Origin of the sequence: Bradyrhizobium erythrophlei (assembly GCF_042430365.1) — a bacterium.
Taxonomy (GTDB): domain Bacteria; phylum Pseudomonadota; class Alphaproteobacteria; order Rhizobiales; family Xanthobacteraceae; genus Bradyrhizobium; species Bradyrhizobium erythrophlei.
Genome location: NZ_JBHMET010000257.1, coordinates 18,343 through 40,252, shown reverse-complemented (window position 1 = coordinate 40,252; position 21,910 = coordinate 18,343). Strand labels below are relative to the sequence as shown.

21 protein-coding genes are annotated in these 21,910 nt (G+C 64.9%); 5 read left to right on the top strand and 16 right to left on the bottom strand.

The window, feature by feature from the left end; all coding sequences use genetic code 11:
* Positions 1 to 41: 41 nt before the first annotated feature.
* Positions 42 to 1,028 (bottom strand): D-alanine--D-alanine ligase family protein, encoded by a 987-nt coding sequence (locus ACFFWD_RS39310; protein WP_376974765.1) that lies wholly within the window; start codon positions 1,026 to 1,028, stop codon positions 42 to 44.
* A complete protein-coding gene (murB, locus tag ACFFWD_RS39305; RefSeq protein ID WP_376974764.1) occupies positions 1,028 to 1,951 on the bottom strand; it encodes a UDP-N-acetylmuramate dehydrogenase in 924 nt (307 codons plus the stop codon). Before murB ends, ACFFWD_RS39310 begins: the two co-directional genes overlap by 1 nt.
* A 20-nt stretch (positions 1,952 to 1,971) precedes the next feature.
* Between murB and ACFFWD_RS39300 the strand changes: the two genes are divergently transcribed.
* Positions 1,972 to 2,307: a GIY-YIG nuclease family protein gene (locus tag ACFFWD_RS39300; protein WP_376974763.1), complete on the top strand. Its 336-nt coding sequence runs from the start codon at positions 1,972 to 1,974 to the stop codon at positions 2,305 to 2,307.
* 59 nt (positions 2,308 to 2,366) lie between these two features.
* Here the strand turns inward: ACFFWD_RS39300 and murC are convergent, their stop codons facing one another.
* The 3 genes from murC to ftsW form a co-directional block, all read right to left on the bottom strand.
* Positions 2,367 to 3,770, bottom strand: a complete 1,404-nt coding sequence (murC, locus tag ACFFWD_RS39295) for a UDP-N-acetylmuramate--L-alanine ligase (RefSeq protein WP_376974762.1) — start codon at positions 3,768 to 3,770, stop codon at positions 2,367 to 2,369.
* A gap of 141 nt (positions 3,771 to 3,911) precedes the next feature.
* Positions 3,912 to 5,012 carry an undecaprenyldiphospho-muramoylpentapeptide beta-N-acetylglucosaminyltransferase gene (murG, locus tag ACFFWD_RS39290; protein ID WP_376974761.1) on the bottom strand — a complete coding sequence of 367 codons (1,101 nt, stop codon included), beginning with the start codon at positions 5,010 to 5,012 and terminating at the stop codon, positions 3,912 to 3,914.
* Between the two features lie 140 nt (positions 5,013 to 5,152).
* Positions 5,153 to 6,304, bottom strand: coding sequence for a putative lipid II flippase FtsW (ftsW, locus tag ACFFWD_RS39285; protein WP_376974760.1), 1,152 nt, complete (start codon positions 6,302 to 6,304; stop codon positions 5,153 to 5,155).
* Positions 6,305 to 7,120: 816 nt separating this feature from the next.
* On the opposite strand from ftsW, the gene tnpA reads away from it, so the two are divergent.
* Together tnpA and tnpB (ACFFWD_RS39275) are read left to right on the top strand one after the other, a co-directional pair.
* Positions 7,121 to 7,525 carry an IS66-like element accessory protein TnpA gene (tnpA, locus tag ACFFWD_RS39280; RefSeq protein WP_376974759.1) on the top strand — a complete coding sequence of 135 codons (405 nt, stop codon included), beginning with the start codon at positions 7,121 to 7,123 and terminating at the stop codon, positions 7,523 to 7,525.
* Positions 7,522 to 7,731 carry an IS66 family insertion sequence element accessory protein TnpB gene (tnpB, locus tag ACFFWD_RS39275; protein WP_376974758.1) on the top strand — a complete coding sequence of 70 codons (210 nt, stop codon included), beginning with the start codon at positions 7,522 to 7,524 and terminating at the stop codon, positions 7,729 to 7,731. Before tnpA ends, tnpB (ACFFWD_RS39275) begins: the two co-directional genes overlap by 4 nt.
* 6 nt (positions 7,732 to 7,737) lie before the next feature.
* Here the strand turns inward: tnpB (ACFFWD_RS39275) and ACFFWD_RS39270 are convergent, their stop codons facing one another.
* The 4 genes from ACFFWD_RS39270 to ACFFWD_RS39255 all read right to left on the bottom strand — a co-directional run bounded on the left by ACFFWD_RS39270 (position 7,738) and on the right by ACFFWD_RS39255 (position 11,069).
* A complete protein-coding gene (locus ACFFWD_RS39270; RefSeq protein WP_376974757.1) occupies positions 7,738 to 9,855 on the bottom strand; it encodes a recombinase family protein in 2,118 nt (705 codons plus the stop codon).
* On the bottom strand, positions 9,852 to 10,127 hold the full coding sequence (locus ACFFWD_RS39265; protein ID WP_376974756.1) for a hypothetical protein: 276 nt from the start codon (positions 10,125 to 10,127) through the stop codon (positions 9,852 to 9,854). Before ACFFWD_RS39265 ends, ACFFWD_RS39270 begins: the two co-directional genes overlap by 4 nt.
* A 29-nt stretch (positions 10,128 to 10,156) precedes the next feature.
* Complete coding sequence (locus ACFFWD_RS39260; RefSeq protein ID WP_376974755.1) at positions 10,157 to 10,621, bottom strand: helix-turn-helix domain-containing protein; 465 nt, start codon at positions 10,619 to 10,621, stop codon at positions 10,157 to 10,159.
* A 118-nt stretch (positions 10,622 to 10,739) separates the two neighbouring features.
* Complete coding sequence (locus ACFFWD_RS39255) at positions 10,740 to 11,069, bottom strand: DUF5372 family protein (protein ID WP_162136713.1); 330 nt, start codon at positions 11,067 to 11,069, stop codon at positions 10,740 to 10,742.
* Between the two features lie 23 nt (positions 11,070 to 11,092).
* Between ACFFWD_RS39255 and tnpB (ACFFWD_RS39250) the strand changes: the two genes are divergently transcribed.
* The gene (gene tnpB / locus ACFFWD_RS39250; RefSeq protein WP_376974754.1) at positions 11,093 to 11,266 is read left to right on the top strand and encodes an IS66 family insertion sequence element accessory protein TnpB; all 174 of its coding nucleotides are present in this window, start codon (positions 11,093 to 11,095) and stop codon (positions 11,264 to 11,266) included.
* Positions 11,267 to 11,311: 45 nt separating this feature from the next.
* Positions 11,312 to 12,976, top strand: coding sequence for an IS66 family transposase (tnpC, locus tag ACFFWD_RS39245; RefSeq protein WP_376974753.1), 1,665 nt, complete (start codon positions 11,312 to 11,314; stop codon positions 12,974 to 12,976).
* 172 nt (positions 12,977 to 13,148) lie between these two features.
* On the opposite strand, the gene murD is transcribed toward tnpC, so the two are convergent.
* From murD to rsmH, 7 genes are all read right to left on the bottom strand, one after another.
* Entirely contained in the window at positions 13,149 to 14,549 is a 1,401-nt protein-coding gene (gene murD, locus ACFFWD_RS39240; RefSeq protein WP_376974752.1) for a UDP-N-acetylmuramoyl-L-alanine--D-glutamate ligase, read from the bottom strand.
* A gap of 11 nt (positions 14,550 to 14,560) precedes the next feature.
* On the bottom strand, positions 14,561 to 15,667 hold the full coding sequence (mraY, locus tag ACFFWD_RS39235; protein ID WP_376974751.1) for a phospho-N-acetylmuramoyl-pentapeptide-transferase: 1,107 nt from the start codon (positions 15,665 to 15,667) through the stop codon (positions 14,561 to 14,563).
* 10 nt (positions 15,668 to 15,677) lie between these two features.
* Positions 15,678 to 17,111, bottom strand: coding sequence for a UDP-N-acetylmuramoylalanyl-D-glutamyl-2,6-diaminopimelate--D-alanyl-D-alanine ligase (locus ACFFWD_RS39230; protein WP_376974750.1), 1,434 nt, complete (start codon positions 17,109 to 17,111; stop codon positions 15,678 to 15,680).
* A gap of 8 nt (positions 17,112 to 17,119) precedes the next feature.
* On the bottom strand, positions 17,120 to 18,625 hold the full coding sequence (locus tag ACFFWD_RS39225) for a UDP-N-acetylmuramoyl-L-alanyl-D-glutamate--2,6-diaminopimelate ligase (RefSeq protein WP_376974749.1): 1,506 nt from the start codon (positions 18,623 to 18,625) through the stop codon (positions 17,120 to 17,122).
* A 65-nt stretch (positions 18,626 to 18,690) separates the two neighbouring features.
* Entirely contained in the window at positions 18,691 to 20,436 is a 1,746-nt protein-coding gene (locus ACFFWD_RS39220; protein ID WP_376974800.1) for a peptidoglycan D,D-transpeptidase FtsI family protein, read from the bottom strand.
* Between the two features lie 11 nt (positions 20,437 to 20,447).
* Positions 20,448 to 20,864 carry a cell division protein FtsL gene (gene ftsL / locus ACFFWD_RS39215; protein ID WP_376974748.1) on the bottom strand — a complete coding sequence of 139 codons (417 nt, stop codon included), beginning with the start codon at positions 20,862 to 20,864 and terminating at the stop codon, positions 20,448 to 20,450.
* A 2-nt stretch (positions 20,865 to 20,866) separates the two neighbouring features.
* A complete protein-coding gene (rsmH, locus tag ACFFWD_RS39210; protein WP_376974747.1) occupies positions 20,867 to 21,856 on the bottom strand; it encodes a 16S rRNA (cytosine(1402)-N(4))-methyltransferase RsmH in 990 nt (329 codons plus the stop codon).
* Positions 21,857 to 21,910: the final 54 nt, after the last annotated feature.

Below are 21,910 nucleotides of genomic sequence, written 5' to 3'. Positions count from 1 at the left end.
TCCATTTCCCCCCGACGACTCGCGGGTTCCCTTGCCGCCCCTCACGTCCGGACGCGGCGCCGGGCGAGCTCGATCTGGTCGTTCAGGAAATCGGCAAACGCGATGCCCTGTGCCTTCAAGGCCTTGGGGTAGAGCGATGCCGCCGTCAGGCCAGGCAGCGTGTTGGTCTCGAGATAGACCACCCCCTTCGGCGAGACGATGAAATCGCTGCGGGAGTAGCCGGTGCAGGACAACGCACGGTGCGCCCGCGACGCATGGTCCATGAGCGCCGCCGTCACCTCCGGCGCGAAGCGACCGGGGCAGATCTCCTGTGTCGATTTGAGCAGGTATTTGGCCGCGTAGTCGAAGGCGCCTTCTCCCGGGACGATCTCGATCGGCGGAAGCGAGATGATCGCGCCGTCCGCGCGCTCCAGCACGCCGCAGGTCGCCTCGATGCCGGAGACGAACGCCTCGATCAGATAGTCCTCGGACTTCGCGGCATTGCGAACCGCGACGAGGTCCTGCTGCGCGTTGACGAAGATCAGCCCGTAGCTCGATCCGTCCTTCGCGGGCTTTGCGATCAGTCTGCCGTATTCGGCGAAGGCGGCATCGATATCGGCGAGCGCGATCTCCTGCGGCGCGTTCAGGCCGCCGATCGCAGCGAAACGCTTCGCCGACGGCTTGTCGAACGCGAGATGCGACGACGCCGAGCCCGAGCCGGTGAACGCGACGCCGCGGATCTCGCACATCGCCTGCAGCTCGCCATTCTCGGCCCGGCCGCCATGCAGGCCGAGCACCAGCACCCGCTCGTCCGTCGCCGCCTTGTCGAGCGCCTGTTCGAGGCTGATGCCGCGATCGTCGGGCTTGAAATCGACCTCGAACGGCCGCGCGTGATTGAGCAGTTTCCCCGACGTCACCTCATGGACGGTGTCGTCGACGTCCCAGAACCAGAGATCCGCCTCCGGCAACGCGCGATGCAGCGCCTGCGCGCTCGCCACCGAGACCAGCCGTTCCTTGTTGGTGCCGCCGAACAGAATTGTCACACGCATCAGTTCTTCCCGATCCCGATCCGTTTGATTTCCCAGTGTAGCTCGATTCCGCTGGTTTGCTTCACCCGTTCACGCACCGTCTCGCCGAGGGTTTCGATGTCGTGCCCGGTGGCATCGCCGGTGTTGATCAGGAAATTGCAGTGCTTCTCCGACACCTGCGCGCCGCCGACCTTGAGGCCGCGGCAGCCGGCGGCCTCGATCAACTGCCAGGCGCTGTTGTCAGGCGGGTTCTTGAAGGTCGAGCCGCCGGTCTTCTCGCGGATCGGCTGCGCGGTCTCGCGATGGTTCTGCACCGCGTCCATGCGGGCGCGGATCGTGGCCGCGTCCGTGATGGTGCCGCGGAAGCGCGCCGAGGTGAAGACGATGGACGGGTCGACGCCACTGTTGCGATAGACGAACTTCATGTCGGCATTGCTGAACGTGTGCCGCGCGCCGTCGCGGCCAATACCGGTCGCCTCCACCAGCACGTCCTTGGTTTCGCCGCCATTGGCGCCCGCATTCATCCGCAGCGCACCGCCGACGGTGCCGGGAATGCCGAAGAAGAATTCCATGCCGCCGATGCCGGCGCTCTCCGCCTTCTCGGCCACGCGCTTGTCGAGCGCAGCCGCCCCTGCGGTGACGATGTCGCCCGCGGCACTGGTGTCGCCGAAGGCACGCGGCGCCAGTCGGATCACCACGCCCGGCATGCCGCCGTCGCGCACGATCAGGTTTGAGCCGACGCCGACGACATAGACCGGCAATTCCTTGGGGAGATGCTTGAGGAAGTATGCGAGATCATCCTCGTCCGCCGGCGTGAACAGCACCTGCGCCGGCCCGCCGACGCGAAACCAGGTCAATCCCGCAAGCGACTGGTTGGCAAGCAGCCGCCCGCGCAACTCTGGCATCTCAGCCTTCAGTTCGGGCGTGATATCGGGAAAGGTCACGCAGGTTCTCTCAACTCGTCATGGCCGGGCTTGTCCCGGCCATCCACGTCTTGCAGTATCTCGGCACGGCAGGTGGATACGTCTATTTTCTGACCAACCGTCCGAACGGCGTTCTCTACGTCGGCGTAACCAGCGATCTTGTTCGCCGGATATTTGAGCATCGATCCGGATTCGTCGACGGCTTCACGAAGCGATACGGATTGAAGCAGCTCGTCTACTTCGAGCAATTCGACGACATCCGCGACGCGATTCAGCGCGAGCACAACATCAAGCATTGGCCCCGTGCATGGAAGGTTCGCAAGATCGTCGCGACGAACCCGAATTGGGACGACCTCTACGACACGATCGCGAGCTAAAGACGTGGATGGCCGGGACAAGCCCGGCCATGACGAAAGTGGGCACCACCGCGCGCCCATCACCCCAATGCCTTCAATTCGCCGGGCAGCGCGTAGGCCCATTGCGTGATGTTGCCGGCGCCGAGGCAGACGACGAGGTCGCCTGACTTCGCGAGGCCGTGCACGATCTTGGCAAGCTCGCCGGCGTTCGGCAGCGGGATCACGTCGCGATGGCCGTGCGCGCGTAAGCCGGTGACGAAATGATCGCGGTCGACGCCCGCGATCGGCGCCTCGCCGGCGGCATAGACCTCCGCGACCACGACGGCGTCGGCATCGTTGAAGCAGGTACAGAATTCCTCGAACAGCGATTGCAGGCGCGTGAAGCGGTGCGGCTGCACCACGGCGATGATCTTGCCGTTGGTGGATTCCCGCGCCGCCTTCAGCACGGCCGCGATCTCGACCGGGTGATGGCCGTAGTCGTCGATCACGGTGACGCCGTTCCACTCGCCGGTCCTGGTGAAGCGCCGCTTGACGCCGCCGAAGCCGGCCATGGCCTGGCGGATGACCTCATCGGACACGCCGAGCGCATGCGCGACCGCGATCGCCGCCGTCGCGTTCGAGGCGTTGTGGCGCCCGGGCATCGGCAGCGTGATGTCAGTGATCTCGTGCGTCGCGCCGGTCTTGCGGTCGCGGATCGCCACCTTGAATGTCGAACCGCCGCCCATCGGCGTCAGATCCATCAGCCGCGCATCGGCCTGCGGATTCTGGCCGTAGGTGATGATGCGGCGGTCCTCGATCTTGCCGACCAGGCTCTGCACCACGGGGTGATCGGTGCACATCACCGCAAAGCCGTAGAACGGCACGTTCTCGACGAAGTTGCGGAAGGCGTCCTGGATCGCCTCGAAGGTCTTGAAGTGGTCGAGATGCTCGGGGTCGATATTGGTGACGATGACGACGTCGGACGGCAGCTTCAGGAAGGTGCCGTCGCTCTCGTCGGCCTCCACCACCATCCAGTCGCCGGCCCCGAGCCGCGCATTCGAGCCGTAGGCATTGATGATGCCGCCGTTGATCACGGTCGGATCGAGTCCGCCGGCATCGAGCAGCGTTGCCACCATCGTGGTGGTCGTGGTCTTGCCGTGGGTGCCGGCGATCGCGACGCAGCTCTTCAGCCGCATCAGCTCCGCCAGCATTTCGGCGCGGCGCACCACCGGCAGACGCTGCGCGCGGGCGGCCATCAGCTCCGGATTGTCGCGCTTGATCGCGGTCGAGACCACGACGACGTCGGCGCCGTCGACATTCTCGGCCTTGTGGCCGACCGAAACCTTGGCGCCCTTCTGGCGCAGCCGCTCGACGTTGTAATTATCCGAGGCATCCGAGCCCTGCACAGTGTAGCCGAGATTGATCAGCACCTCGGCGATGCCGCTCATGCCGATGCCGCCGATCCCGACGAAATGAATGGGCCCGATCTCGCGCGGCAGTCTCATGATAGGTCTCGCGGTTGCTCCGTCATGCCCGGGCGTATCCCGGGCATCCACGTTGTGATTCCGACACGACTTATGAAAGACGTGGGTGGCCGGGACAAGCCCGGCCATGACGCCCCGGGGTCGAAAATTCTTCGCGACTGCCTAGATTCCGGCAACTTTTGTCACCAGATCGGCCAGCCGTTCCGCCGCGTCGAGCCGGCCGGCGCCGCGTGCGGCCTGCGCCATCGCAGTCAGCTTCGCAGGCTCGGCGGCAAGAGCGGAAATTTCGGATGCCAGGCGGTCGGGCGTGAAATCGCCCTGCGCAATGCGGAGCGCGCCGCCGGCCTGCGCCAGCACGCCGGCATTGGCGAACTGGTCCTGATCGATCGCGCCGGGCAGCGGCACCAGGATCGAGGGCCGGCCGAGCGCGGCGAGCTCGGCGACGGTGCCGGCGCCGGCGCGCGAGATCACGAGATGGCTCGACGCCAGCCTCGCCGGCAGGTCGCTGAAGAACGGCGCGAGCTCGACATTGATCTTGAGCCGGTCATAGACCGCGCGCACCCGCGCCATGTCTTCCTCGCGCACCTGCTGGGTGAGGACGAGGCGGCTCCAGGTCGCGGGCTCGAGCTTCTCGATCGCCGGCGGCACGATGTCGCTCATCACCCGCGCGCCCTGGCTGCCGCCGACGACGAGCAGACGCAGCGGGCCGTTCACTTCGGGTGTCGCATAAGGCACCGCCGCCGCGGCGAGGATCGCCGGACGCATCGGCGTGCCGACAGTCGTGGTCTTGCCGGCGAGCGCGGGATCGCGATCCAGCACGCCGGGCAGCGAGGTCGCGATCGCGTTGACGCGGCTGGAGAGGAAGCGGTTGGCGCGACCGAGCACGGCGTTGGCGTCATGGATGATGCCGGGAACGCCGAGCAGCTTCGCCGCCATCAGCGGCGGCACCGTCGGGTAGCCGCCGAAGCCGACCACGGCCGCCGGCTTCAATCGGCGCACCAGATTGGCGGCGACCATGGTGCCGTAACCGAGCATCAAGACGGTGCGCGCCAGCGAGAGCGGATTGCGGCCGCGCACCGTCTCGCTCGGCACCACGTCGATGTTCTCCCGCGCGAACAGGCCGCTGTAGCGCAGTGCGCGCGCATCGGTCGCAAGCCGCACGCGCAGGCCGCGGCGGATCAATTCCACGCCGAGCGCTTCGGCCGGGAACAGATGGCCGCCGGTGCCGCCGGCCGCCAGGAGTATGAGAGGTGTGTCATCCATGGCCGGTCTTTTACACCGTCATTGCGAGCGAAGCGACGCAATCCATGATGCAGCAGATCGGATGGATGGATTGCTTCGCGGAGCCTGTCATCGGGCGCACGTTCGCGCGACCCGTTGGCTCGCAATGACGAGAGTAGGCATTACGCGTAAGCCTGCCGGGTGCTGGCGCCTTCCATCGATTCGATTTCGGTCTGCGGACGCTGCCGCGTCAGGGCCAGCATCATGCCGACGCCGTAGGCGAGCGACACGATCGAGGAACCGCCATAGGAGATGAACGGCAGCGTCATGCCCTTGGCCGGAATCAGTTGCAAATTGACCGCCATGTTGATCGCGGCTTGCACGCCGAACAGGATGGCGAGCCCCGAGGCCGCGAAGCGCGCAAACATGTCGTCGGTGGAATAGGCGCGGCTCAGCGTGCGGATCACCACGAAGGCGAACAGCGAAACCAGCGCCAGGCAGAGGATGATGCCGAATTCCTCGGCGGCGACCGCGAACACGAAGTCGGTGTGGCTGTCCGGCAGGCTGCGCTTTGCGATGCCTTCGCCCGGCCCGAGCCCGAACCAGCCGCCGTTCCAGAACGCTTCCATCGCGGTGTCGACCTGGAAGGTGTCGCCGGAGGCCGGGTTCATGAAGCGCTTGATGCGCCCTGCGACGTGCGGCACCAGCAGATAGGCGCCGAACAGGCCGGCGGCGGCGGCGCCGGCAAGGCCGGCCACCCAGATCATCCGCATGCCCGCGATGAAGAACAGCGCGCCCCACACCATCAGGATCAGCATGGTCTGGCCGAAGTCCGGCTCCATCACCAAGAGCGACACCAGCATCAACAGCAGCACCAGCGCCATCGAGGTCGCCGGCATCTCCGGCCGCTTGGTGGATTCGGCGAACAGCCAGGCGGCGATCACGACGAAGGCGGGCTTGGCGGATTCGGAGGCCTGGATGTTGACGCCGACCAGCGTGATCCAGCGCCGCGAGCCCTTGACCTCGGGCCCGATCAGGAGCGTCGCCACGATCAGGATGATCGAGACGGCGAACACGACGAGCGCGGTGCGCCGGATTTGCCGCGGCGACATGAACGACACCGCGATCAGGACGAACAGCGACGGCGCCACGAACATCACGTGGCGGGAGAAGAAATGAAAGGGGTCGAGCCCGATCCGGGTCGCAACCGGCGGGCTCGCCGCCAGCGACAGGATGACCCCGCCGAGCATCAGCGCAAGGATCGCGGCAAGCAGCAGCTTGTCGACGGTCCACCACCAGTCCGAGAACGGGGTGCGTTGGTCACGGGCGAGCATGGGCGTCCCCAGATGGCAGAGGTAACGTCCATTGGTGGCGCAGGATGGTTTCCAAGGGGTTAATGGGTTGGGTAACTTTTGAGGGAGGCAGGGCCTTGCGTGGCCCTCTCCCCATCGTCGTCCTGGCGAACGCCAGGACGACACCGAATGCGTGGTGCGCTTCAATCTCAAATAACTCGCAGGCTCGCGTTCTCGCGACATGATCTGCCCGAGCTTTGCATCTCGTTCCGCCCTCCCCAGAAGCAGAGGGCGCAGGGAAAGCCGGGTGCCGATCGCACCCATGGGCCCTGTGCAACAAAAAGCACAGGCGCCGATCGCACCCATGGGTCCCGTGCAACAAAAAGCACGGGGGTAGGACCACAGGTGTAACCGGAATCCCGGCTTTCCCTGCGCGATGGTTTTACGGCTTCCTTCGTGCTCTCCCCGGCGAGACCGGGCTTTTTTGCCACCGTCATCTGCGAGCAGCTTGCTGCTGCGGATGAGACACCAGCCACTGGGGCGTCAGGACCACACGACTTCACCGTCCGCTTAATACGCACTCGTCAGTTGCGCATTCCGCGTCCACCGCATCCCACACCACGTTCGTGACGATCGCGAGCCGCCCCTCGTGCCGGGTGAGACGGGCGGATCATTACACTGATTTTGTTTTCCGGAAAACCGAAATATTTTTGCCGAGAGGCCTTGCGCCGTCGGGCAAATCAGTGGCATGGGCGGACGCCGCTACAGGTCCGTAGGATGGTATCCCTCCGGCGGCGGCCGTCTTGTGAAGTTTGGGCGTCTTTCTGAGGATGTGACCTTAAGTCTAGCCTTAAGGTCATGCCGCTAATGCAGGTGAAGGTATTGGGCGCCGAGCGCCGGCGCCGATGGAGTTACGACGAGAAGGTCCGACTTGTTGAGGAGACCTTGCAAGCTGGTGAGACGGTCTGCGGGATCGCGCGCCGGCATGGGGTAGCTCCGAGCCTGCTGTTCACCTGGCGTCGGCAGGCGCGCCAGGGCCGCCTGGGCGGTGACGCCGTGTCAGTTCTCGTTCCTGTCGAAATCACTCCGGCGCCGGCTCCGATATCGATCAGCGCGCCGCGACCGGCGTCTTCGCCGCCTGCGCAGCGTGCGAGGACTGGAATCATCGAGATCGAACTTGGCGGAGGCTGTCGCGTTCGGGTTGACCGGGACGTAGACGGTGAAGCGCTGCAGCGCGTCCTTGAGCTTCTGAGGCGGCGATGATCCCGATCCCAAGCGGCGTCAGGGTCTGGATTGCCACGGGCCATACGGACATGCGGTGCGGCTTTCCGAGCCTGGCTCTCCGCGTACAGGAAGTGCTCAAGCACAACCCCATGGGCGGTGGTCTTTTCTGCTTCAGGGGAAAACGCGGCGATCTTTTGAAGGTGATTTGGCATGATGGCCAGGGGGCATGCCTGTTTACAAACTAATTGGCTTCATACTACAGCCCTTTCTTTGGGATCGGTGCATTTTGAAGAGTTGAGCTGACGAATGATCTCAGCGCGGTGGGCAAGCTGATTCCATCGGCTGCATTGCTTGGCCGGAACGTGCGGTCCTGGCGGTTCATAGAGGCCGATATAGCCATTGTAGGCATGTCTTTTCACGATGCCGTATTTCGCCCATCTGACCAGGGTACTTTCGGTGATGCCGAGTTTGGCGCAGGCCTCCGCTTTTGTCAGCATCCCCCGTTCGCGCAGCCGGTCATAGCGAGAGCGCAGACCATATTGTTTAACAAGATAGATGACCCGCAAATCAGTGAACTTCGCGTCGGCTTTAGCACGGCGTGCTGAGCCGCCGGGGCGGATCCCTCGGGCATTCAGGATGTCCGCGATTTCGGCGCAGATATGATCGTCGAGAAGCTTGTCGACCAGTTCGACCACCTCGGGCCGGGTCTTTACCTGTTGTGCGGAGGATTTTGGGTTCTGAGTGGTCAATGTTTCGGTCTTTCCGCCTTTGAAGCGGATGTGGATCCGGGTCTCTCCCTCGGCCGGGAACTTGAGCAAGGTGACGTCTTCGACGAGATAGGCAAGGAGCCGCTTGCGTTCGCGGTTCGGCAAGGTCCGATCACACCAGACTGTTTTGAAGTCGGCCGTCATGGCGATCAATCGATCCCGGAGCGCATCGTCGAGCGTCACCCGAACTTCGCACAGAGCACGTTCTCTTTCTTCTCGCACATTAGCCAGCACACGCAGTTTTTCGTTCCATTCGCGTTCAAGAGTGTCGGCAACCAGGCGGTTGTTCGGATCAACCAGCATGAACCGCCGCTGTGCAAGATCGGCATCGATCTGGGCGCGTTCGACGGCACGGAGCCGGAGTTTGTCCGCTTCGTCATGATGCGCTTCGATCTCTTTTCGGATCTCCAATGCTAACTCCACGACGGCAGGCGTCATTTCGGCGGCGATCAATTTGCCGACCGCTTCGTCGACAGGCCAGCCTGCGATCGACTGACAGTGGGGTTCGCCGCGAGAGGCGTAAGCGCGGTGACAGACATACCAGGTGTCCACCTGGCCGCGTCGAGCCGCGTAACGGGCGCTCATATGACTGCCGCAACGCCCGCATATGACACGCCCTTGCAGTAAAGCCGCGCCTTCGCGCGGTGGCGAAGCGCGGACGGCTTGATAACCTTGGCCATTGGCCTCGAGTACCTTGAGGTTGTGCTGGAACTGCTCCCAGCTGATATAGCCGGGATGGGCGTCCGGAATGCAGGCGAGCCATTCCTTGGGGTCCCGTTTGCGGAGCTGTTTCTTTCCATCGACGGTCCGGCGGTAAAGGCGCTGGCCATAGGCATAGACACCCGCGTAACGAGGATTGTGCAGCATGCGCATGGCGGTCGATGTGGTCAGCTGTTGGAAGACCACTTGTTTGCCGTTGCGCAGACGTGAGGGGAAGAGCAGACCTTCCCTGGTGAACGTCTTGACGGTCTGCGTAGCCGACCCGACCCGCGAGAACGTCTCGAAGAAGTGGGAGATCATCTCCCGGATCTGAGCGTCCGGATCGAGAACGACATCGCCAATCTCATCATAGATAAAGCCGGTCGGCAGAGGGCAACGATATTCACCACGACGCACCTTGTTGAGGATGCCGCCGCGTAATCGGGCCTTGATAACATGCAGTTCAGCTTCGCTCATCGTGCCCTTGAGCCCGAGCAACAGGCGGTCATTGAAGTTGGCCGGGTCGTACACGCCGTCTTCATCGAGGATAAGCGTGTCAGCCAAGGCGCAGATCTCTAGCAGTCGGTGCCAGTCTGCATTGTTTCTGGCGAGGCGGGATACCTCCAGCCCCATGACGATCCCCGCGCGCCCCATGCCGACATCGGACACCAAGTGCTGGAAGCCTTCGCGCCATGACGCAGATGCGCCGGATTCGCCCTGGTCGCTGTCGATGACGATGATCTGGTCGTCGCGCCATCCAAGTCCGATCGCGCGACCGCGAAGATCGTATTGACGCTTGGTGCTTTCGACGTTCTCCATGACCTGTCGCATCGACGACTGCCGGATGTAGAGATAGGCGCTCCGCTCGAGATGATGCGATTGGACCTTGAGCTTTTCGTTCATGCTGTTTTCCGTTCAGGGGTCGCCATCACGATGGCGGCGAGCAAGTGGATGATTGTGTGTCGCTCGGAAGTTTCGTCCGCGATGGGCAGGCCAGCCCTCAGCGGCACGGCAATGGGTTGGCGCCGGTAAGGCTCACGCAAAATCGCACGCGTCCACGCCCACATGCCGCGGTGTAGAAGGATGGTAAGGCCGCTGCGCGCCTCCGGCGGCAAAACGGCGCCGAGCGCGGCTGCGCGCAGTATTTCGTATTGTTCGGTGGCGTTGGACGACATCGTGCAATGCGGTCCCGGGCCACGATTGGTCACGCTGTTTTTTTTACGCCGAGCGCACGTTCGATTGTTCTGGGGTGGATATCGAGGCCGAACTCGGTCCGAAGCTGGTTTGCCAGTGCGCGCGCCCGAATGGGTTCGCCGGGCTCCACCTGTGCCTTGAGGAAGGCCAGTACGTCGCCTTGGATCTTGTGTGGCCCGCGCGGTCCGCGTTTCCTGGGCACCAGACCGGCCAGACCCGCGTCCTCGAAGTCCGCTTTGGCCTGGTAGAAAGTTGGCCGAGAGACGCCATATTCGTCGGACACCTCCGTTACCGACATTTTGTCGACCGATACGCGCCGCAGCATTTCGTACTTCACTTGCACGATGTCTCGCGGGTCGAAGAAGCCGTTCTCCTGGAATTTCGGGTCGCCGACTTTCTCCGGAGCCGGATTGAGCACCCCATCCGCGGCCAGAGCGCTGACCTTCGATCGCTTGTGTTTGACGCCGTCCGACACCTGCGTCGCTCTCCAAGGTCGACTCAATAAACGTAATTATTAATATGCCGCACAAGACTAAATCGTCAAGCACCACGCTGCCGCCTAATGGTGTATTTGATCTGCAAATAAGCAACATTCAGCGAAGCGTCCATGGGCTTTGCGGCGTTATTTCTCTTACATTTCCGGCAAAATTTACTTTACAGCCTTTCGGCGTCACGCACCTGCCTTGCAACATGAGGCGCTCTACAAGGCCGCTGAGAGCCAGTAGATCGGCGAGACTGCACAGTGCGCGCCCATCTCCCACCACACCCTCGAGATTGGGGCCTGCTGCATCGGTCCATTGCGGCGGAACAGAGCAAATTCGGCCATCGTCAAAGCGCAGCAGCAACAGCTTGCCCGCTCGGTTGCCACGCCTCCCGACGCAGGCACCTCTCTGACCGGAATACGGATGAAAGGGATGGGTCACCGTCACAAGCTGCAACGGGGCCGATGAACCGCTTGCATTTCCAACTGAGTTACAAAAGACTTGAGAGAGGAAGATTCATCTGGCCTTCGGTTGCGGGCGAAGCAGTGACGATCTCTCCGGCGCAGTTGAGTTATCTCTTATCTGGAATCGACTGGCGCAACCCTCAAGAAACACGGCGTCCAACGCGAGTTGGATAGCCTTTTTACGATTGAATCTGCAGCCTGATCTGATTCAATGGCTTCATGACATCGAAGCCGGGCGCTCTTCCTTCGGACCTCGCGAGTGCCTACATGGCGCTGCTGGCCGAGCGTGAGGCGTTGCAGGCTGAACGCGATGTGGCCGTCGCGGATGCCGCCAACGCGCGGGCGGAGCTGTCGGACAACGAGGCGCTGATCGCGCATCTCGAGCTGCGGATCGAGAAGCTCAAACGCGAACTGTACGGGCAACGCTCGGAGCGCACGGCGCGGCTGATCGAGCAGCTGGAATTGGAGCTCGAAGAACTCGTCACCACGGCGAGCGAGGATGAGCTTGCCGCGGCTGCCGCGGCGGCGAAGACCCAGAGCGTGCGCGCCTTCACGCGCAAGCGGCCAGTGCGTAAGCCCTGGCCAGAGAATATCGAACGCGAGCGCGTCGTCATCGAGCCTCCGACCACCTGCGCCTGCTGCGGCGGATCGCGGCTGTCGAAGCTGGGCGAGGATGTGACCGAGACGCTGGAAGAGATCCCGCGCCGGTTCAAGCTGATCGAGACGGTGCGCGAAAAGTTCACCTGCCGCGATTGCGAGAAGATCAGCCAGCCGCCGGCGCCGTTCCATGCCACGCCGCGCGGCTTCATCGGCCCGCAATTGCTGGCAACGATCCTGTTCGACAAGTTCGGCATGCATATCCCGCTCAACCGCCAGAGCGCGCGCTTCAAGTGCGAGAGGATCGACCTGCCGTTGTCGACGCTGGCCGACCAGGTCGGCCACGGGACCTTCGCCGTCATGCCGCTCTTCCACCTGATCGAGCGTCATGTGCTCGCGGCCGAGCGCCTGCATGGCGACGACACCTCCATCCGCATCCTGGCAAAAGGTAAGTGCGTGACCGGGCGGATCTGGACCTATGTCCGCGATGACCGCCCCTTCGCCGGACCTGCGCCGCCGGCGGCGGTTTATTACGCCTCGAGCGACCGACGCGGCCAGCATCCGCAGAAGCATCTGGCCGCCTTCACCGGCATCCTGCAAGCCGACTGCTACAATGGCTTCGAGCCGCTGTTCGACCCGCAGAAGAAGGTGCTGCCGATCACGCCGGCATTTTGCTTCGCCCATGCGCGGCGGGGCTTCTTCGAACTGGCTGACATCGAGAAAACCGTCCGGGAAGGCCAGAAAGGCAAACCGGTCTCCCCGATCGCGTTGGAGGCGGTCAGGCGTCTGGACGCGCTGTTCGAGATCGAGCGCGCCATCAACGGCCGCAGCGCGGACGAGCGGCGTGCCGTGCGCCAGGAGAAGAGCAAACCACTCCTCGACGAAATGCACGCCTGGTTGCTGTGTGAGCGCGAAACCCTCTCGCGCTCCTCCGACGTCCTGAAGCCCATGAATTACATGCTCAGGCGCTGGGACGACTTCGCCCGCTTCCTTGACGACGGCAGGATCTGCCTCAGCAACAACGCGGCTGAGAGAGCGTTGCGTGGCATCGCATTGGGAAGGCGCAACTGGACCTTCGCCGGCTCCCAACGCGGCGCCGACCGCGCCGCCGTCATGCTTACCCTCATCACCTCCGCACGCCTCAACGACGTCGACCCGAAAGCCTGGCTCGCCGACGTCCTCGCTCGGATCGCCGATCTTCCCGCCTCGCGTCTGCACGAACTGCTGCCCTGGGAATGGAAGCGCCTGCGCCAAGCCGACAAGCCCGCCGATCAGCAGACCGCCTGAACCTCTCGCGCAACATCATAAACCCGCCAGCGCTCGCCCGCCTGCGACAATCCCGCGGCCTTGCCCGTGTGCGCACGTAGGATGGGTAGAGCGCAGCGAAACCCATCATTCGCACCGCGGACATGAAGTGATGGGTTTCGCTTCGCTCTACCCATCCTACGCAGATCGGAGCTCACACCACCGGCTTCACACCCGGCAGCGCGTTGACGAGGTCACGGAACGCGGCGCCGCGGATCTCGAAATTGCGGTACTGGTCGAACGAGGCGCAGGCCGGTGACAGCAGCACGACGGCCTCCGCGACGCCTGACGCTTCCGCATCGCGCGCGGCGCTGGCGATCGCCACGTCGAGCGTGCCTGATATCTCGTGCGGCACGCGGTCGCCGAGGGTGCTGGAGAATTCCGGCGCGGCCTCGCCGATCAGATAGGCTTTGCGGATCCGCGGGAAGAAGCCGGCGAGGCTGGTGATGCCGCCGGCCTTGGGCTTGCCGCCGGCGATCCAGAAGATGTCGGCGAAGGACGACAGCGCGTGCGCGGCAGCGTCCGCATTGGTGCCCTTGGAATCGTTGACGAACAGCACATTGCCGCGGCGGCCGACCTGCTCCATGCGGTGCGCAAGTCCCGGGAAGCTGCGCAGGCCGTTCTGCAGCACGTCGGTGGAAATTCCCATCGCCAGCGCGCAGGCCGCAGCGCACGCCGCGTTCTGTGCATTGTGCAGACCACGCAGCGAGCCGATGCCGCCGAGCCGCGCCACCTCGCTGCGTGCCGCGCCGGAGGCGCGCACGATGGTCTCATGCTCGACATAGATGCCGTCGGGCAGCGGGTTCCTCACGGAGATGCGCACCACGCGCTTGCCCGCGCGATCGAGCCGATCCGCGATGTCGCGGCACCAGCTATCGTCGACGCCGACAATCGCGGTGCCATCACCCTGCACGCCGGCCACCAGCCTCTCCTTCACCGCGGCGTAATGCGCGAGCGTGCCGTGACGGTCGATATGGTCCTCGCTGACATTGAGCAGGATGCCGACCGACGGGTCGAGCGACGGCGCGAGGTCGATCTGGTAGGACGACATCTCGACCACATGCACGCGGCCCATCCGCGGCGGCTCCAGCGACAGGATCGCGGTGCCGATATTGCCGCCCATCTGGGTGTCGTAGCCCGCAACTTTCATCAGATGTGCGATCAGTGCGGTCGTGGTCGACTTGCCGTTGGTGCCGGTGATCGCGACGAACGGCGCGTTCGGCGCATGCCGGCGCCGCTCGCGGCAGAACAGTTCGATGTCGCCGATCACCTCGACGCCGGCCTCGCGCGCCTTCAGCACGCTCCAGTGCGGCGCCGGATGGGTCAGCGGCGCGCCGGGGGTCAGAATCAGCGCGGCGAACTTTTCCCACGATACGGTGCGCAGATCGGCGGTGAGGAAGCCGGCCTGCGCGGCCGTGGCGACGTTGTCGGCATTGTCGTCGGCGGCCACCACGTCGGCGCCGCCGGCCTTCAGCGCGTGGCAGCTCGCAAGCCCGGAGCCGCCGAGGCCGAACACCGCGACCGTCTTGCCTGCGAAGGAGGTGACGGGGATCATCGGCTTACCGCTCAGCGCAGCTTGAGTGTGGAGAGGCCGGCCAGCGCCAGCATCACCGAGATGATCCAGAAGCGGATCACGATCTGCGGCTCGGTCCAGCCCTTCTGCTCGAAATGATGGTGCAGCGGCGCCATCCGGAACACGCGCTTGCCCGTCAATTTGAACGACACCACCTGCACGATGACCGACACCGCTTCCAGCACGAACAATCCGCCGATCACGGCGAGCACGATCTCGTGCTTCACCGCGACCGCGGTGGCGCCCAGCATGCCGCCGAGCGCGAGCGAGCCGGTGTCACCCATGAAGATCGAGGCGGGCGGCGCATTGAACCAGAGGAAGCCGAGGCCGGCCCCGAGCACCGCGCCGCACAGCACCGCGAGCTCGCCGGTGCCGGCGACGTAGTTGATCTGCAAATAGTCGGAGAACACGGCATTGCCCGTGAGATAGGCAATCATGCCGAAGCTTGCGGCCGCGATCATGACCGGCACGATGGCGAGGCCGTCGAGGCCGTCGGTCAGGTTCACCGCGTTGCCGGCGCCGACCATGACGAAGGCGCCGAAGATCACGAAGAACCAGCCGAAATTGAACACCATGTCCTTGAAGAACGGGATCGCGAGCGACGTCGAGGACACGTCGCGCCCGAGCCGCACCAGCGCGTAGCAGGCCGCGAGCGCGATCACCGCTTCGATCAGGAGCCGCAGCTTGCCGGCGAAGCCGCTGTGTGACTGCTTTGTGACCTTCAGATAGTCATCATAGAAGCCGACGAAGCCGAAGCCGAGCGTCACCGCCAGCACGATCCAGACGTAAGGGTTGATCGGGTTGGCCCAGAGCAGCGTCGACACCACGAGGCCCGACAGGATCATCAGGCCGCCCATGGTCGGCGTGCCCTTCTTGGAGATCAAGTGCGACTGCGGGCCGTCGGTGCGGATCGGCTGGCCCTTGCCCTGCCGCAGCCGCAAATGATCGATGATCCAGGGCCCGAACAGGAACACGAACAACGCGCCCGTCACCATCGCGCCGCCTGTGCGGAAGGTGATGTAGCGGAACACGTTCAACGCGCTGCGGAACGCCCCGAAGCCCGGGACGGTGTTGGACAGCTCGATCAACCAGTAAAACATTCAAAAAGCCTTATACCGCTTCTTCATGCGCGGCTTTGCCGGGAAAGCGCCTTTCCAGTGCGCTGACAATGACCTTCATCTTCGACCCCAGCGATCCCTTGACCATGATCGCATCGCCGGCGCGGACCGCGGCGACTGCCTGGGCCTCGAGGGCCGCCGAACTCTCGGCATAGCCTCCCCGCTTGCCGGTGGAAAGGGTATCCCACAAATTCCGCATCAGCGGACCACAACAATATACGAGGTCGATGTGATTGGCCTTGATCGCCTCGGCGAGGCCACGGTGCAGCGCCGGCGCGGTCGGGCCGAGCTCGAGCATATCGCCGAGCACAGCGATGCGCCGGCCGTGCGGCCCGACCGGAGCCTGCCCGAGCACGTTCAGCGCGGCCCCCATCGAGGCCGGATTGGCATTGTAGCTCTCGTCGATCAGCATCGCTTCGCCATGGCCGACCTCGAGGGCGCGGCGCAGGCCGCGGCCGGTCGGCGCCTCGAGCTGCGACAGCGACAGCGCCGCGCGCGCGAGATCGGCCCCGAGCAGCGCAGCCCCCGCCAGCACCGCGAGCGAATTCATCGCCATGTGCCGGCCGGGCATGCCGATCTTGTAGGTGATGTCGTGGTCGAGGATGTCGGCGTGCACGGCCGAGCAGGTCGCGTGCAGCGAGACGTCGATCAGCCGCGCATCGGATTTCTTGTTGGTGCCGAACGAGACGATGCGCTTGATGCCGGCCTTCTTGGCCTGCTTCTGCAATCGGGCGAACTGGGAATTGTCGCGGTTGAGCACGACGGCGCCGCCGGGCTCGACACCTTCGAAGATCTCGGCCTTGGCGTCGGCGATCGCCTCGAGCCCTGCGAAGAATTCCAGATGCACCGGCTCGATCGTGGTGATGACGGCAACATGCGGGCGCACCATCTTGACCAGCGGCGTGATCTCGCCGGCATGGTTCATGCCGATCTCGAACACCGCAAAGCGCGTGGCTGCCGGGCAGCGCGCCAGCGACAGCGGCACGCCCCAGTGATTGTTGAACGAGGCGACCGAGGCATGCGTCTCGCCCTGCGCCGACAGCACGCGCCGCAGCGCCTCCTTCGTCGAGGTCTTGCCGACCGAGCCGGTCACGGCGATGATCTGCGCATTGAGCCGCGCGCGCGAGGCGTGCGCCAGTTCGACGAGAGAGCCGAGCACGTCGTCGACCACCAGCAGCGGCGCGTCCGCCGGAAACTTGTCGCGCTGCGCCGCCTCGACCACCGCCAGCGCGGCGCCGGCCTTCAGCGCGGCCTCGACGAAGCTGTGGCCGTCATGGACGTCGCCCTTGATCGCGAAATAGGCCTCGCCCTTGGCAATGGTGCGGCTGTCGATCGAAAGGCCGGTGACGCCGTCCGGCAGCACGCCCTGCGTCGCGGCGCGCATCGCCTTCACCATCGCATCCGACGTCCACAACAATGCGTTCATGCACCCCTCTAGCTCTTTTCTTGAGCATGATCTGTCCGGAAAACCGCTCCACACTTTTCCGGATCATGCTCCAATGCTGATGCAACCGCCTCGTGATCGCTGAACGGCAACGTCGTGTCGCCGATGATCTGCCCGACCTCATGGCCCTTGCCGGCGACGAGCAATGCGTCGCCCGGCTGAAGATCCGCGATCCCCGTGCGGATCGCCTCCGCACGGTCGCCGATCTCGCGTGCGCCGCGGGCGGCGGCGAGGATCGCGGCGCGGATCGTCTCCGGTTTCTCGCTGCGCGGATTGTCGTCGGTAACGATCACACCGTCGGCGTTCTCGGCCGCGATCGCGCCCATGATCGGCCGTTTTCCGGCATCGCGGTCGCCGCCGGCGCCGAAGATCACGACCAGCCTGCGCCTGGCGTAGGGTCTGAGTGCCTGCAGCGCCTTGGCCAGCGCATCGGGCTTGTGCGCATAGTCGACGAAGATCGGTGCGCCATTGTGCTCGCCGACCAATTCCAGCCGGCCCTTGGCGCCTTCGAGATGTTCGAGGCTGCCGAACACCGCATCGTCAGCGCTGCCGGTGCCGATCGCCAGTCCCGCGGCGACAAGCGCGTTCTCGATCTGGAATTCACCGACCAGCGGCAGCTTGATCATATGCTTGCGGCCGCGATGCTCGATTAAGAGCTTCTGCGCAAAGCCGTCGATCGCTGCCTGGACCAGGCGGATGCCCTCGCCTGTGCCATCGGCCTTGCGGCCGACCGCGACGATCCGAAGTTTTCGCGCACGCGCCGCCTCGATCACCTCGTCCGAGCAGTCATGATCGGCCGAGATCACCGCCGCGCCGCCATCAGCGACGAGATCGCGGAACAGCCGCAGCTTGGCGTTGAGGTAGTGCGCGACGTCGGGGTGATAGTCCATGTGGTCGCGCGAGAGATTGGTGAAGCCGCCGGCCGAGACGCGCACGCCGTCGAGACGATATTGATCGAGGCCATGCGACGAGGCTTCGAAGGCCAGATGGGTGACGCCGTCGCCCGCGATCTCGTCGAGCTGGCGGTGCAGCGCGATCGGATCGGGCGTGGTCAGCGAGCCATAGACGGTGCGCGCCGGCGACACCAGCCCGATCGTGCCGATGCTCGCGGAGACGTGACCGAGCCGCTGCCAGATCTGGCGCGCAAAGGCCGCGACCGAGGTCTTGCCGCTGGTGCCGGTGACCGCCGCGATCGTCGCGGGCTGCCGCGGATAGAATATTGCCGCGGCAAGCGCCAGCGCGCGGCGCGCATTCGCGGTGACGACGAAGGGAACGCGCAGTTCGCCCTGCGGCGGGTGATCGCCGGCAACGGCGACCGCGCCTGCCGCAATCGCCGCATCGATGAAGCGCGCGCCGTCGGTCTTGCTCCCGGCGAGCGCGAAGAACAGATCGCCCGGCTTCACCGCGCGGCTGTCGACCGCAAGTCCCTTGATCACGACGGCATTCGCGCCCGGATCGATCTTGGCATCATCGCTGAAGAGGTCGCGAAGGTTCATGATCTTCCAGTCTGGCCGGCGCGGCTCTCTCTCGTGTATGCGGGCGCGCCTCGTGAATGTACGCCTTACTGGGTTGCTCTGGATGCCGCAAGAATAAGGCGGTCGGACGGCGGCAAATCGAAGCGGGGCTCGAGGCCGAGCAGCGGCGCGATGCGCGCAATCACCTTACCGCCGGTCGGCACCGCGTTCCAGCCCGAGGTGATAAAGCCCATGGTCTCCGGTATCGCCTTCGGCTCGTCCAGCATGACCAGCAGCTGATATTGCGGATTATCGGCCGGAATGATGGCGGTGAAGGAGTTCAGCACCTGCTTTTTCGAGTAGCGGCCGCCTACGACCTTTTCCGAGGTGCCGGTCTTGCCGCCGATGTAATAGCCCTTCACGTCGCCCTTCTTGGCGGTTCCGATCTCGGCATTGAGCCGCATCAGATAGCGGATCTTCTCCGAGGTCTCGGGCTTGATCACCCGCTTGGCGGCCGCCTTGGCGTCGTCCTCCGAACGCTTCAGGAAGGTCGGCGGGATCAGATAGCCGCCATTGACCATGGCATTGATCCCCATCACCGCCTGCAGCGGCGCGACGGCGATGCCGTGGCCGAATGAGATCGTGATCGTGTTGAGCTCGCCCCAGTGCTTCGGCACGATCGGCGAGGCGCTCTCCGGCAATTCCGTGCGCAGCCGATCGAGCTGCCCGACCTTCTTCAGGAACGCGCGATGCGCTTCGACGCCCTGGCTCAGCGCGACGCGCGCCGCGCCGACGTTGGAGGAGAAGGTGAACACTTCCGACAACGAGATCGAGCGGCCGAGCGGATGGGTATCGTGGATCGCGAACTTGCCGTAATGCAGCGCGCCGCGCGCGTCATAGAGCGTGTTGAGCGTCGCCTTGCCGGAGTCGAGCGCCATCGCCAGCGTCAGCGTCTTGAAGGTCGAACCCATCTCGAACACGCCGGTGGTCAGGCGGTTGATGCGATCGGGATCGTGCGCTTCCTTCGGATTGTTGGGATCGAAGTCGGGCAGCGACACCAGCGCGACGATCTCGCCGGTCCGAACGTTGGAGACGAGGCCGGAGGCGGCCTTGGCCTTGTACTTGTCCTTTGCCTTCAAGAGCTCGTCGCGCAGCGCGTGCTCGACGCGCAGGTCGACCGACAGCTCCACCGGCTTCTGCAGCCGGTCGGTGGCGAAGCCGGCGCGGTGCAGATCGGCCAGACCGTTGCTGTCCAGCCATTTCTCCATGCCGGCAATGCCCTGGTTGTCGATATTGACGAGGCCGATCAGGTGGGCGACCTCGGCGCCGGTCGGATAGACGCGCTTGTTCTCGCGCAGGAAGCCGATGCCGGGAATGCCGAGGCGGTGGATGTCCTGCTGCTGCTTCGGCGAGATCTCGCGCTTCAGCCAGACGAACCCCTTGCGCGACGACAGGCGGTCGCGCACCTCGCCGGTGTCGAGATCGGGCAAGGTTGCGGTCAGAAGCTCGATCGCCTCGTCCTTGTCGATGATGCGGCGCGGCTCGCCGAACAGGCTCGGCGCCTTGACGTCGGTGGCCAGGATCGCGCCGTTGCGGTCGACGATGTCGGGCCGCGCGGTCGCGATCGCATCCTGCGAGGCGGCGCGCCGCGCGCCATGGCTGTCGGCGCCGAGCGCAAACAGCACGAGGCGTCCGGCGAGAATGGAATAGACCGCGGCAAAGGCCAGGATCGCGAAGCCGACGCGGGCGCGCGCCTTCGCGGCACGGTCGACATTCTTGCCATACAGGAGCGTGCGAATCAGCCGCTGGCGCCATGGCTCGGCGCGCTTTTTGGCTGGGGCCGGATCGGTCATCGCTGATCCAGTCATTGCTGATCTCCGCCGGCCTGCTCGGTTTCAGGCGTCGCCGCCGGGACCGAACCGGTCACGGTATTGGCGTCGGTGGCCGCCTCGATGGTGTCGAGCATCGCCCCGATCGGATCGCGCGCACCGGGCCGCGCGAAGTTCGGCGGCCGCTCGGGCAGGTTCTTCAGGGAATCATACTGGTTGGCACCGATCGGCTTGAGCTGCAGATGCCGCTCGGCAAGCCCCTGCAGCCGGAGCGGCGCGTCGAGCTTGGCCCATTCGGCGCGCAGCGTCGCGATCGCATCGCGCTGCTCGCGGATCTCGGCGTTTAGCCGCAGCACGCGCTCGACACGCGAGGTCGATTCCATCTTGATGCGATAGACATAGGCGGCGGCGAAGATCAGCATGCCGATGACGAGGAAGTGGAGGATGCGCAATCTCAGCCCCCCTTCATCACGTCGGACAGCCGCGGCCATGACGGCAGCGCGTCGATCTTGTGCACCGGCGCCGCGGTCCGTTCCGCCGCCCGCAGCTTGGCCGACCGCGCGCGCGGATTGGCCGCGATCTCGGCCTCGCCAGGCGTCACCGGGCGCTTGGTCAGGATCTGGAAGCTCGGCGCGGATTGCGCGACCTCGGGCAGATGCCGCGACCCGCCGGAGACCTTGCCGCGCTCGGCAAGGAAGTTCTTGACGATGCGGTCTTCCAGCGAATGGAAGGAGACGACGACGAGCCGGCCGCCCGGCTTCAGCACACGCTCGGCCGAGGTGAGCGCCAGATGCAGCTCGTCGAGTTCTTCGTTGACGAAGATGCGCAGCGCCTGGAACGTCCGCGTCGCGGGATGGATCTCGTTCGGCTTGGCGCGCACGACCTTGGCGACGATCTCGGCCAGTCCTTGCGTCGTCGTGATCGGTGCATTCTTGCGCGCGGCGACGATGGCGCGGGCGACGCCACGCGAATGCCGCTCCTCGCCGAAGATGTAGATGATGTTGGCGAGCTCGCTCTCGGACGCCTTTGCGATCACGTCGGCGGCGGTCGGGCCGTGCTGCGCCATGCGCATGTCGAGCGGGCCGTCGAGACGGAACGAAAAGCCGCGCTCGGCCTGGTCAAGCTGCATCGAGGAGACGCCGACATCCATCACGACGCCGTCGACCGCGTCGATCCCTTGCGCGGCGCAGACCTCGCCGAGCTCGGAGAAGCGATCCTCGACCAGCGTCAGCCGTCCGTTGGAACGATCGACCAGATCGAACCCGCCGAGGACAGCGGTGCGGTCGCGATCGATGCCGATCACGCGGGTTCCCGCGACATCGAGGATGGCACGGCTGTAGCCGCCGGCGCCGAAGGTGGCATCGACGTAGATCCCGCCCGCGCGCGGCGCGAGATAGTCCACCGCCTCGCGGCCGAGCACGGAGATGTGACGCGCAGCGGTCATTATTCGCCGCCCCCAAAGGACGCCGCGCAGATGATGACGAAAATGGATGCGCGC

Excerpts from the sequence above, each read along its gene's own strand:
- mraY (WP_376974751.1), bottom strand. The coding sequence starts at position 15,667 with ATGTTTTACTGGTTGATCGAGCTGTCCAACACCGTCCCGGGCTTCGGG.
- murC (WP_376974762.1), bottom strand. The coding sequence starts at position 3,770 with ATGAGACTGCCGCGCGAGATCGGGCCCATTCATTTCGTCGGGATCGGC.
- ACFFWD_RS39265 (WP_376974756.1), bottom strand. The coding sequence starts at position 10,127 with ATGTCGTCCAACGCCACCGAACAATACGAAATACTGCGCGCAGCCGCG.
- murG (WP_376974761.1), bottom strand. The coding sequence starts at position 5,012 with ATGGATGACACACCTCTCATACTCCTGGCGGCCGGCGGCACCGGCGGC.
- tnpB (WP_376974758.1), top strand. The coding sequence starts at position 7,522 with ATGATCCCGATCCCAAGCGGCGTCAGGGTCTGGATTGCCACGGGCCAT.
- ACFFWD_RS39230 (WP_376974750.1), bottom strand. The coding sequence starts at position 17,111 with ATGAACGCATTGTTGTGGACGTCGGATGCGATGGTGAAGGCGATGCGC.
- rsmH (WP_376974747.1), bottom strand. The coding sequence starts at position 21,856 with ATGACCGCTGCGCGTCACATCTCCGTGCTCGGCCGCGAGGCGGTGGAC.
- ACFFWD_RS39270 (WP_376974757.1), bottom strand. The coding sequence starts at position 9,855 with ATGAACGAAAAGCTCAAGGTCCAATCGCATCATCTCGAGCGGAGCGCC.
- ACFFWD_RS39310 (WP_376974765.1), bottom strand. The coding sequence starts at position 1,028 with ATGCGTGTGACAATTCTGTTCGGCGGCACCAACAAGGAACGGCTGGTC.
- ACFFWD_RS39300 (WP_376974763.1), top strand. The coding sequence starts at position 1,972 with ATGGCCGGGCTTGTCCCGGCCATCCACGTCTTGCAGTATCTCGGCACG.
- ACFFWD_RS39220 (WP_376974800.1), bottom strand. The coding sequence starts at position 20,436 with ATGACCGATCCGGCCCCAGCCAAAAAGCGCGCCGAGCCATGGCGCCAG.
- tnpB (WP_376974754.1), top strand. The coding sequence starts at position 11,093 with ATGAACCGCTTGCATTTCCAACTGAGTTACAAAAGACTTGAGAGAGGA.
- tnpA (WP_376974759.1), top strand. The coding sequence starts at position 7,121 with ATGCCGCTAATGCAGGTGAAGGTATTGGGCGCCGAGCGCCGGCGCCGA.
- ftsW (WP_376974760.1), bottom strand. The coding sequence starts at position 6,304 with ATGCTCGCCCGTGACCAACGCACCCCGTTCTCGGACTGGTGGTGGACC.
- ACFFWD_RS39225 (WP_376974749.1), bottom strand. The coding sequence starts at position 18,625 with ATGAACCTTCGCGACCTCTTCAGCGATGATGCCAAGATCGATCCGGGC.
- murD (WP_376974752.1), bottom strand. The coding sequence starts at position 14,549 with ATGATCCCCGTCACCTCCTTCGCAGGCAAGACGGTCGCGGTGTTCGGC.
- tnpC (WP_376974753.1), top strand. The coding sequence starts at position 11,312 with ATGACATCGAAGCCGGGCGCTCTTCCTTCGGACCTCGCGAGTGCCTAC.